The sequence below is a fragment of the Arachnia rubra genome, from assembly GCF_019973735.1.
In the GTDB taxonomy this organism is placed as follows: Bacteria; Actinomycetota; Actinomycetes; order Propionibacteriales; family Propionibacteriaceae; genus Arachnia; species Arachnia rubra.
Map to the genome: position 1 here is coordinate 2,045,255 of NZ_AP024463.1, position 10,898 is coordinate 2,056,152.

Below are 10,898 nucleotides of genomic sequence, written 5' to 3' on the forward strand. Positions count from 1 at the left end.
CCGTGGCTGGGTGCTCCGCTGGGCCGAGGGTTGAATCCTTGACGGGAAGCGAGGCGTACATCGCCCAGGACCCAGACGATCCCCTCGCCAAGGTGGCGGCTGCCGCCTGCCAGCAGATCGGCTGGCATCTACTGCGCCAAGGAGATGCCATGACTAACCAGGTGCTGTCCCCCGCCTCGCTTGGCTCGGCCCTGGCTCTGGTGGGGCTGGGGGCCAGTGATACTTCCGCCACCAGCTTGGATGAACTTTTCGGTATGAAGGCCGAGGACCGGGCCGCCGGCATCAATGCGCTGCGAGCAGGCCTGGTGAATTATGATTCCCTGCCGGGCAGCATCGATATGAATGAACCGCCTGAGCATCCGATTGTTCATCTGGCCTCTCGCCTGCTGATCTGCGACGACAACGATCCGAAGAAGCCTTTCCTCGATGCCATCAAAAGGCACTTCGACGCCTCAGTGGAGCGTGTGAGGAAATCAGATGCCCAAGCAAGCCTCGATACCTGGGCCAAGAAACACACCGCCGGACTCATCGAGAAGTCCGGGATCAAGGTGACCCCGGAGACCCTGCTCATCGTGCAGGATGTCCTGCTATTCGCGGCCCGGTGGAAAAACCAGTTCAAGCACAGTGACGCATCCCTGATCTTCACCACCGGAGGCGGCGACAAAGTCAACATCAAGGCGTTGAGGGACACGCTGCCAGCCAAGGCGGCGGCAGGGCAGGGCTGGGAGGCAGTCCGTCTTGCCTACGACGACTATCTGGCCATGGACATTCTGCTTCCGGAACGCGGCACCCACCCGCTGAGCTGGAGCCCAGATGTGCTGCAGGAAACCCACGAGGCATTGAGCAGTGCACCCAGGCAACAGGTCAAGGTGACGATGCCTCCAGCTGATCTGACAGCAAACTTCAACCTGAAGACTCTGCTGAGCGCACTGGGCGTGACCTTGGATCATTTCGACGGCGTCTATGGCGGCGCGGAGATCGAGCAGGCTGTCCAACAGGTGCGACTCCGGGTAAACGCAAAGGGAACCGTCGGGGCGGCTCTCACCGAAGGCACTTTTCTTGCGAGCGCCCTTGTAGCCCAGGCTGTGCTGACAGTGGACCATCCCTATGTGATGCGGGTGCTGGATGTCCGCACCGGCTGGCCTCTATTCCTGGCTGTTGTTTCGACTCCTGCCCAGTAGATCAGCTGGCCAGGCGCGCCGCGGCGGATGTGATCCGCTCGTCTGTGGCGGTGAGCGCGATGCGCACATGAGATGCGCCGGCTTCGCCATAGAAGTCCCCGGGCGCTGCGAGGATGCCTCGCTCAGCGAGCCAGGCGATGGTGTCGCGGCAGGGCTCGCCGCGGGTGGCCCACAGATACAGCGACCCCTCGGAGTCGTCCACCCTAAAATCCGCGGCCTCCAATGCCGGCCGCAGCACAGCACGCCGGGCCAGGTACCGCTGGCGCTGCTCCTCGACGTGCTCCTGGTCCCCCAGCATCGCGATCAAGGCTGCCTGGACCGGGCCTGGGACCATCATGCCGAGATGTTTACGGGCCTGGACCAGGTCCTGTACCAGTGCTGGATCGCCGGCGACGAAGCCCGCTCGGTATCCAGCGGCATTGGAGCGTTTGGACACCGAGTGCACCGCGAGCAGGCCTGTCAGATCGCCGTCGTTGACCCGTGGATCAAGGATGCTGATGGCCTCTGCCTCCCAGGCGAACTCGCCATAGCATTCGTCACTGGCCAGCACCGCTCCCACCTGGTGTGCTGCCGCCACCCAGGCACGCAACTGGTTGCGCGAGAAAATACGACCCGACGGGTTTGAAGGCGAATTGATCCACACCAGCCTGGTACCGGCCGGGATGGCACCGGGATTGTCGCAGGCGACAGGCTGGGCGCCGGCGACCTGGGCTCCCACCTCGTAGGTGGGATAGGCGATCTCAGGGTAAACCACCACATCGCCACGTCCCAGGCCAAGAAGTGTGGGCAGCCAGCCGACTAGTTCCTTGGTGCCAACCACCGGCAACACCGACTCGTGCGTCAGGCCGGAGGCTTTCCAGCGGCGCTCAAGGTACCCGACGATCGCCTCACGCACCTCTGGGCTGCCCCACACCGTCGGGTAGCCGTGGGCATCTGAGGCAGCTGCCAAGGCTTCCCTAGCCACCTGCGGTGTGGGGTCAACCGGGGGTACCAACAGAAAGATCCACGATCCCCTCCGGGTGCTCGCCCGCCACACGTCTCGCCTCTGCCAAGGAGTCCCAGGGAAAACTGGGTAGACGATCAGTGAGGGACATCACTCCCCCTGCGGGGGGAGCTGCTCCACCGTCGGGTGGTCGTAGTCAACGGGACCAAGACGGGCTGCGCCGCCGGGAGATCCCAGGTTTTCGAAGAACTGGGCGTTGATATCGTAGTATTCCGCCTGGTCTTCAGGCAGATCATCCTCGTAGTAGATGGCCTCCACGGGACAGACGGGCTCGCATGCCCCGCAGTCCACGCATTCCTCGGGGTGGATGTAGAGCATCCGATTGCCCTCATAAATGCAATCGACGGGACACTCCTCGACACAAGCCCTGTCCTTCACGTCGACACACGGCAGGGCGATGATGTAGGTCACTTCACTCCTTCTGGTTCTTCCGCGCAAAGCTTAGCGCGAAGCACCGGAGTCAATTCCCGCCCGGAGAACCCGCAGCAGTGCAGGTGACCCGGTCACCGGCCGAATAGGTCCACGAATAATCTTCGGTCTTGGCTACCTCACCATTCTTGTAGAACAGCCGCTTCCAGGTGGCGGTAAAGCCCTGAATAGGGTCCTGAGGCTCACAATTTGGGGTGTCGACCACGCGTTCGCTACCTGAGTGGTAGTTGGATTTCTCAGGCTCGGTTGACTCCACCTTGTCCCACGTCGGGCGTGACCAGATCCGGAAGGTGAGGCTTCCCTTGCTACTCGCGGTCGAGGGGGTCAGGGAGCCCTGGATGTAGGCCGGATACTCGGTGTTGTTCCTGAACTTCATGTCGAAACTGCCGTAGTAGATGGTGGCCTCGCGACCCGCGGGGTAGCGCTCGAAGTACAAGGTGTGAGGCCGGTGCTCGACGTCCTCATAGCCCGCAAAGAAGCCTGCGTTGTACATGGTGGTCGCTGCCTGTGAGATCCCGCCACCAGACTCCTTGACCAGTAGGCCGCCGTTGATCACGTACCCGTCGGTGAAGCCGTTGTCCGGAGTGCGGGGCCCCAGGGTGTCGTTGAGGCTGAACACCTCCCCGGGCAGGAGCACTTTGCCGTTGATCAGCTCAGCGGCACGGCCCAGGTTCTTGTTGCGATAGTCGGCGTGCGGGAAGGACGTCGTGAACTCACCGATCACCTGGGTGGGTTTGAGGGATTCCGCCTTCTCGGTGGAGAACTCGGCAGCGCCCTCGATCAAGTCCACGCTGGTGGCACGGGCGTCACCACTCAAAACCGCGGCCTTGGCCACCCCCTCGGCCATGCCCTTCGCATCCACCTGCTGGCCGCCCTCGGCCGGCACCACCTGGATGGCGTTGTCCTTGAGGATGTAGCCGGCGTTCTTGCCTGTTGTCAGGCCGAGGCGGGTGCGGGCCTCGGCGGTGGCTTCGAGGAGTTTGTCGGGGTCGAGGTGTGGGACCAGTTTCCCGTCCTCGGCGGCGAAAGTGGTGACCGCTGCGATCTGTTCAGGAGTCACCTGGAAGCTCTTGTCACCGGCGTTCACCGTGACCGGGCCAGACAAGGCTGGGGTGGCAAAGTTGTTGACGGCCTCATCGACCATGGCCGAGGTCACGGCAGGTGGTTGCACCTTGACGGTGGCCGAGGCCTCGTGCGTGCCCGACTTCATGGCATCGGTGACCGACGCCTTGGTGGCGTCGACATCAAGGGCTGCCGAGTCAGTCGACTCGGTGCGGGAAATCGCGCCATCCGTGAAACTGAGGGTGGCGTCGACCCCTTCCACGGCAAATGCTGGGGCCTGTGCGTTGAGCGCCTCGGACAGCCTCTCGGCGTCGACCCTCTTAGGCAGTTCCGTGTCTCCGCCCCCAAGCAGGGTCTTGAAAACATCGATCGGGTTCAGCGTCGCTCCCCCAGCAGCCTTGACCGCCCCCGCGTAGTCGACGCTGAGCCCGCTATCCAGGGGAGTCAGGCTGATGGAATGCCCCCGGCCGTCCGAGACGGTCATGGCGGCCTCATAGCGTGGTCCCAACTCGGTGCGCAACCGCTCCTCGGCCTCTAAGGGATGCAGTCCCCCGATCGCTACCCCCTCGACTCTGGTGTTTGTTGGCACCTTGTCGCCTGCCAGGAAATAGGCTGCGGTGTAGGCACCACCCAGCAGCACGACAAGCCCTATGCCGCTGCCGATCAGCCATCTCCTACGGCGTGAGGTGGGTTTCTTAGTGGTCAAGTCCGGTCCTTTTCTTTCGCCGATTCCATGGGCACAAGCCCGCACTATGGTACGCGAGTAGGCTGTCATGTTGGCCGGTGGGCCGCAGGAGGGAGATGAGCATGGGATTCGTGGCACGTTTCAGGGCTGCGGGACTCCCGCGCACCGCCTGGGTGCTGGCGATCACAGCCTTTCTCGTAGCAGTGGGGTTCGGGGTGGTGATCCCGGTCCTGAGCCCCTTCGCACGCACCTTCGGAGCGGATAACTTCCAGCTGGGTCTGGTGGTCTCGATGTTCGCGCTGATGCGGCTCGTCAGCAGCCCGTTCGTGACTCGCCTCGGGCGGTTCATGGGAGAACGCAACGCCATCACGCTGGGCATGGTGATTGTCGCCGTGACGACTTTCGGGGTGGCCCTGTCTCCCAGCCTGTGGTGGATGATAACGGCGCGGGCCCTGGGTGGCACCGGCTCCGCGATGTTCACCGTCGCCTCTTTGAATCTGCTGATCTCCACAACTCCCCAGCATCTGCGCGGCCGCGCCTCCGGCCTGAGCCAAGGCGGTTTCCTGCTCGGCAACATGGCGGGCCCGGCGATCGGCGGCCTGCTGGGCTCGGTTTCGCTGCAGGCCCCTTTCTATTTCTACTCGGTGATGCTCCTGGTGGCCGGGCTGGTGGCCTTCCTGCTGCTGCCTGCCCGCAGCGAGCCTCTCCCAGCGGCGGCGAAGAATCCACCGACGTTGCGAAGGGCAGTCAGCGACATTCGCTACCGCGCTGCCTGCCTGCTTGGCTTCGCGCAAGGCTGGCAGTCGATTGGGGTGCGGGCCGCGCTGGTCCCGGTGATCATCACCGAGGTCTATGCCTTGGAAACCGGCTGGTCTGGGATGGCTTTCGCCATGGCGGCGGTGTCCCAGGCCGCCGCGTTGACGCCGGCCGGATTGGCGACTGACCGGATAGGCCGCAAGCCGGTGATGGTCGCGGGCGGCCTGGTGTGTGGGTTATCCGCCATAGCCATGCCTTTCGCGCCAGGCATCTGGATGCTCATCGCGTTGCTGTGCGTCTATGGGGTAGGCGCGGCCATGCAGGGAACCGCTCCTGCTGCGGCAGTCGGCGACGTCGCTGAGGGCCGCGGCGGAACGCCCGTCGCCACCTACTCGATGATCGTCGACCTGGGAGCGATCATCGGTCCAACTGCCGTCGGGGCCCTGGTCGATGCGACGAACTATGCAGTCGGTTTCGCCGTCGGCGGGACGCTGCTCCTGCTCGGCAGCCTCACCGCCTCGCTGATCCCGAGGTCTTTGGACCGTTCTTTCCTGGAATCCCCTCAGCAGGAGAACTCCCGCTGATCATGGAGGCTCAGCGCACCTCCAGGCGGAAGGGCAGGCTCAGCGCGCCATAGACCGGGAACCCGATCAGCTCGGCGGCGCGCATCAACAGGTCGTCGGCAGTCGGGATAGCCATCCGCGCCGACTCGGCGCGGTGCTCACTGGAGCGAGCCGGAATGATCTGGTCCAGGACCGATGCGGTGCCGATCCGGACCGGGGCCGCCTCTTGGGGGTCGATGTCCGCCAGGGCACAGGCGCGGCGCCACGCGAGCCCCCAGTCACCGACGTGATCAACCAAGCCACGTTCACACGCGTCAGCTCCTGTCCACACCCTGCCCTTGGCGAGGGACTCGAGGTGGTCATAGTCCATGCCGCGATCCTGTGCGGCCAGGCTGGTGAACTGCTGATAGATGCGATCGAGTTCCGCACCCAGGCGCTCCCAGTCCTCCGGGGAGAACTCCGTGGCCGAGCTGAGCAGGCCAGCAACCGCACCGATCCGGATGGGCTCGCGCTTCAACCCCAGCTTCTCGTACAGCTCCCGGGTAACGAACTTGCCTGCGAGCACTCCGATGGACCCTGTCAGGGTGGTGGGATAGGCGACGATCTCATTGCAGGGCATCGCGACGTAGTACCCACCTGACGCAGCGAGTTTGCCCATCCTGGCCACCACCGGACGTCCGGAGCCCCTCAGACGCTCGATGCTACGGTGAATGAAATCGGAGGCGACAGCCGATCCCCCGGGGCTGTCCACCTCGAAGAGGACGGCCTTGACGCGTTCGTCCCGCAGGGCAGCACGGAGATGCTCGTCGACCACATCAGCCCCAGCACTGGGGCCGTTGAGCCCCACCGAACTGCCCCGGCCAGTCACGATGGGACCCCGCAGACTCACAATCGCGACCTTCGGCCGGTCCCAGCGTAACGTCTCAGTGAAGTTGGGTCGGGGCTGGTAGCGAGACGCGTAGAGCAGATCCCCCGGCCTGGCATCCCACTCGTTGAGCGCCCAGGTGTAGGCCTCGTCCCGGTAGCCGACCTCATCGACGAGCCCGAGCTCCTTCGCGCGCTCCGGGACCACCGGGGAGTCGTTGACGGCTTCCCACACCTTCTCAGGTGCCACGCCTCTGCGCCGGGCGATCACCGCAACAGTGTCATCCACGATGGACTGGGCCAGCCGGTGAGTCATCTCCCGGTTGGCCTCAGTAACCTCTGCGGCCGAGAACTGGTCTGCCGCTGTCTTGTACTCATGGCGCTGACCGAACTGTGGCTCGATGCCGGCCTTCTCCAGCAGGCCCCGGAACAGGGTGATATCAACCTCTAGGCCTCCGATGCCAAGCACCCCGGTGGGCTGAAGCCAGATCGTGCGGCAGGCCGTGGCGAGTTTGTACGCGGCCAGCGAATTACCGAACTCACCGAACGACTCGGCCCAGGCCATGGTTGGTTTGGCAGTCCCGAAATCCTCAATCAGATGGGCGATCTCGTCCATCACCGTCATGGGCTGGTTGCAGTTCACCGCATGGACAATCAGCCCTGCGACACGCTCATCCCCGGTAGCTGCCTTCAGGTGTTCGCGTAGATCGCTGACAGCAGTTGCCCCCACCACCTGCAGCATCTGCAATGGATTCCTTGGGAAAGTCTCCAGGACTCCACGTGCCAGATCGAGCTCAAGCACGATGCGACGGGCAGGGGACAGCTTGTCAAGCAGGGTTTTGAACACCATGCAGGCGAGTCTATCGGCGACCGCCAAACGCCCCTACCCGTCACAGGATATCTTCAACCCGGTGTTCTCAGAGCACGGACTGGGCTGTCTTGATGACATTGTCGACGGTGAACCCGAACTCCTCGAAACACTTTGCCGCAGCGGCTGAGGCACCGAAATGCTCAATGCTGACGCTAGCTCCGGCGTCGCCGACATACTTGCCCCAGCCCATCGCGATGCCTGCCTCGATCGAGACCCTGGCCTTGACCTCCTTCGGCAGCACCGACTCGCGGTAGCTGGGATCCTGCTCGTCGAACCACTCCATGCAGGGCATAGAGACGACGCGGGTCGGGGTGCCCTCTTCCTCCAGCCTCGCAGCAGCGTCAAGGGCTAGCGCCACCTCGGAACCAGAGGCGATCAGGATCAGCTTCGGTTTCTCCGAGGCGTCCTTGAGCACGTACGCCCCACGGGCCACGCCCTCGGCCGAGGCGTACTCGTCTCCGCGAGCCACGGTGCGCAGATCCTGGCGGGACAGGATGATGCCGGCGGGATGGTCGGTGCGGCGCAGGATCTCTCCCCAGGCCACAGAGGTCTCATTGGCATCCGCGGGGCGTACCACGTCCAGGCCGGGGATGGCCCGCAATGCAGCGAGGTGCTCGACGGGCTGATGCGTGGGACCGTCCTCTCCCACGCCGACGGAGTCGTGCGTCCACACGAAGATGGAAGGCAGCTTCATCAGGGCAGCCAGCCGCACCGCGGGGCGCATATAGTCGGCGAACACCATGAAGGTGCCACCGTAGGCGCGAGTGAGCCCGGACAGGACGATGCCGTTGATGATGCCGCCCATCGCATGTTCACGAATCCCGAAGTGGATGGTGCGCCCATAGGGATTGCCCGGCCAGTCGTCGGCCTGCCGGGCCTCCGGAAGGAAGCTGGGCTCACCCTTCATGGTGGTGTTGTTGGAGCCTGCCAGGTCGGCGGAGCCACCCCACAGCTCTGGAAGCTGCGGACCCAGCGCGGAGAGGACCTCGCCCGAGGCCTTGCGGGTGGACATCTTGCCCTCCTCGAAGACCGGTAGCTTCAAGCCTGCCGGGAGCTTGTGAGCGCGTACGCGCTCCAGCAACGCGGCACGTTCCGGGTTGGCGGCCTTCCAGGATTCGAACTTCTCATTCCAGGCGGAACGAGCCGCCTCGCCACGGGACGCGGCGTTGGCCCGGGCATGAGCCACCGCCTCCTCGTCGACGGCGAATGGCTCAGCGGGGAAGCCAAGCTTCTCCTTCAGGGCCGCGATCTCCTCAGTGCCGATCTTGGAACCATGAATGTTGTGATGGCCAGCCTTGCTGGGCAGCGGCCAGCCGATGATGGTGTTGAGCTTGATGATCGACGGCTTTTCCTTGACAGCCTTGGCCGCCCGGATCGCCGAGAGAAGAGCGTCAAGGTCCTCCTCATAGCGGGTTCCCTCGTTGGTCCAGTCGACCTCCTGGGTATGCCAGCCCAGCGCGTCGTAACGGGCCAGCACGTCCTCGGTGAACGCGATGTTGGTGTCACCCTCGATGGTAATCCGGTTGGCGTCGTAGATCATGATCAGGTTACCGAGGTCCTGCGTGGCAGCCAGCGACGAGGCCTCCGCGGCCACGCCCTCCTGGAGACAGCCGTCGCCGACGAGACAGTAGACATAGTGGTCGAAGACCGACTCCCCCTCAGGCGCATCGGGATCGAGCAGGCCACGCTCCCTGCGGGCAGCCATAGCCATGCCGACAGCATTACTGACACCTGCTCCGAGCGGGCCCGTGGTGCACTCGATGAACCGGGTGTGACCGTATTCAGGATGACCCGGACATTTGGATCCCCAGGTCCGCAACGACTTCAGGTCATCAAGCTCCATGTCAGCGCCAGCGAGATACAACTGGCAGTACTGGGCGAGGGAGGCATGGCCGAGCGACAGGATGAAACGGTCACGTCCGAGCCACTTGTCATCCTTCGGGTCCACATTCATGACCTTCTGGTACAGCAGATAGGCCACAGGCGCGAGTGAGATCGGGGTGCCGGGGTGGCCGTTGCCCACCTTCTCCACGGCATCGGCAGCGAGGATCCTGGCCGTGTCAACGGCTCGGGTATCCAGTTCGGTCCAGTCGAGGGTCATGTTCCGTCCTTTGAACTCCTGGGAGATGGGGCAAATGCTCCCTTAGCCCCACACTATCTGGTTGTTAGCGTAAGCACCTGAACCAGGTCAGGTATCGGTGACATCCACGGAGAGCCCCGCCCACTGGGGAAGCGCGGCCAATGAGGCTCCCTGGTCAGTCTCAGGATCATCCTCAGACAGGGTGGGGCTGGGGCCCGAGCCTGGCATAACGGGACGGATGGTCTCCCCCAGCGCCTCCCGGACGAGACGTCCGAGGTCAGAACCACCTTCGGAATCGTGGGTGCGGATCTCAGCCATGGCCCGGATTCTACTGGCCTTGGCTGAGCGGCATCTATGGGCCTCTCACCCAAGCGGTGGCTTCGCAGACCACGGGAACACGATCCACCGGTCAGTGTGCTTCCAGCAGAAGTCCGGCTCGACGACAGTGGTCGGTTTGGCATACAACACGGCGCTGCGCACCTCCGCCCCGAACCCGCGCAGCAGTTTGACCACCAGAGCGAGAGTACGTCCTGAGTCGACGACGTCATCGACAATGAGGATGCGCCGGCCGGTGATCGACTCGGTGTCCAGCATGGGCGCCAGCAGCACCGGGTCGGGAAGGGTCTGGTGAACATCGGTGTAGAACTCGACGTTGATCGCATCGGTGAGTTTTACGCCGAGCCGGTATGTCAGCGACCCTGCGGGGACCATCCCGCCCCGGGCGATGGCAATAATCACCGAGGGGTCGAAGCAGGACTCGTGGACTTGGCGGGCCAGGTCGTCGGTGGCGTCCCCGAGCCCCTCCCATGTGAGTACCTCTTTGCCCTCGTGCTCGCTGGTGTCGCCGTGATAAGCCATGCCGGAATGCTACTCAACGGCGCTGATTCCATCGAAACGGTAGGTGACGAACACGACATCAAGCCAGCGCCCGAACTTCCGCCCGACTTCGGGCAGCACCGCCGACTCGGTGAACCCGAGGCTCCGGTGGAAGGCGCGTGAGGCCATGTTGCCAGCGTCGAGGACACCAACCATGACATGGACGCCACTGCCGCGCGCGTGGTCGATCAAAGTCCGCAGCAGCAACCGTCCTGCTCCCCTGGACCGGCTGTTCTCAGCGACATAGACGGAGTGCTCGACGGTCTGCCCGTAGGCCGCCTTGTCGCGGAAGGGCCCGTAACTGGCGAAACCGGTCACCCTGCCCTCGTCCTCAAACACCAGGACAGGATGTCCCTGGTTCCGTAAGCGCTCAAACCATGCCGTACGTTCCTCGAGGGTCACGGGCTCGACGTCATAGGAGGCGGTGGTGGCGACACCACCCTCGTTGTATATCTCGACGATGGCGGGAAGGTCCTCATAGCTGGCGGAACGGATCACAGGTGGCATGTTTCATATCTTCTCCCACAA

9 protein-coding genes and 1 pseudogene are annotated in these 10,898 nt (G+C 63.9%); 2 read left to right on the plus strand and 8 right to left on the minus strand.

Translation table 11 applies throughout. The features are described 5' to 3' along the window. The first annotated feature begins 38 nt into the window (after positions 1–38). The gene (locus SK1NUM_RS09395; protein ID WP_212321446.1) at positions 39–1,181 is read left to right on the plus strand and encodes a serpin family protein; all 1,143 of its coding nucleotides are present in this window, start codon (positions 39–41) and stop codon (positions 1,179–1,181) included. 1 nt (position 1,182) lies between these two features. Here SK1NUM_RS09395 and dapC read toward each other — a convergent pair. The 3 genes and pseudogenes from dapC to SK1NUM_RS09410 all read right to left on the minus strand — a co-directional run bounded on the left by dapC (position 1,183) and on the right by SK1NUM_RS09410 (position 4,381). Further along, positions 1,183–2,275 (minus strand): annotated as a pseudogene (gene dapC, locus SK1NUM_RS09400) (succinyldiaminopimelate transaminase). Continuing rightward, positions 2,275–2,595 carry a ferredoxin gene (gene fdxA / locus SK1NUM_RS09405; RefSeq protein ID WP_212321449.1) on the minus strand — a complete coding sequence of 107 codons (321 nt, stop codon included), beginning with the start codon at positions 2,593–2,595 and terminating at the stop codon, positions 2,275–2,277. The pseudogene dapC and the gene fdxA overlap by 1 nt, the downstream one beginning before the upstream one ends. 49 nt (positions 2,596–2,644) lie before the next feature. Then, on the minus strand, positions 2,645–4,381 hold the full coding sequence (locus SK1NUM_RS09410) for a VanW family protein (protein ID WP_212321450.1): 1,737 nt from the start codon (positions 4,379–4,381) through the stop codon (positions 2,645–2,647). 95 nt (positions 4,382–4,476) lie between these two features. On the opposite strand from SK1NUM_RS09410, the gene SK1NUM_RS09415 reads away from it, so the two are divergent. Next, the gene (locus SK1NUM_RS09415; RefSeq protein ID WP_212321451.1) at positions 4,477–5,700 is read left to right on the plus strand and encodes an MFS transporter; all 1,224 of its coding nucleotides are present in this window, start codon (positions 4,477–4,479) and stop codon (positions 5,698–5,700) included. A 10-nt stretch (positions 5,701–5,710) separates the two neighbouring features. Here the strand turns inward: SK1NUM_RS09415 and sppA are convergent, their stop codons facing one another. From sppA to SK1NUM_RS09440, 5 genes are all read right to left on the minus strand, one after another. Further along, positions 5,711–7,393 (minus strand): signal peptide peptidase SppA, encoded by a 1,683-nt coding sequence (sppA, locus tag SK1NUM_RS09420; protein ID WP_212321452.1) that lies wholly within the window; start codon positions 7,391–7,393, stop codon positions 5,711–5,713. A 67-nt stretch (positions 7,394–7,460) separates the two neighbouring features. Further along, positions 7,461–9,515, minus strand: a complete 2,055-nt coding sequence (gene tkt, locus SK1NUM_RS09425; RefSeq protein WP_212321453.1) for a transketolase — start codon at positions 9,513–9,515, stop codon at positions 7,461–7,463. Between the two features lie 87 nt (positions 9,516–9,602). Beyond that, positions 9,603–9,812: a hypothetical protein gene (locus SK1NUM_RS09430; RefSeq protein ID WP_212321454.1), complete on the minus strand. Its 210-nt coding sequence runs from the start codon at positions 9,810–9,812 to the stop codon at positions 9,603–9,605. A 45-nt stretch (positions 9,813–9,857) separates the two neighbouring features. Beyond that, positions 9,858–10,352 carry a phosphoribosyltransferase gene (locus SK1NUM_RS09435; RefSeq protein ID WP_212321455.1) on the minus strand — a complete coding sequence of 165 codons (495 nt, stop codon included), beginning with the start codon at positions 10,350–10,352 and terminating at the stop codon, positions 9,858–9,860. A 9-nt stretch (positions 10,353–10,361) separates the two neighbouring features. Further along, the gene (locus SK1NUM_RS09440; RefSeq protein WP_223927474.1) at positions 10,362–10,877 is read right to left on the minus strand and encodes a GNAT family N-acetyltransferase; all 516 of its coding nucleotides are present in this window, start codon (positions 10,875–10,877) and stop codon (positions 10,362–10,364) included. Between the last annotated feature and the right edge of the window lie 21 nt (positions 10,878–10,898).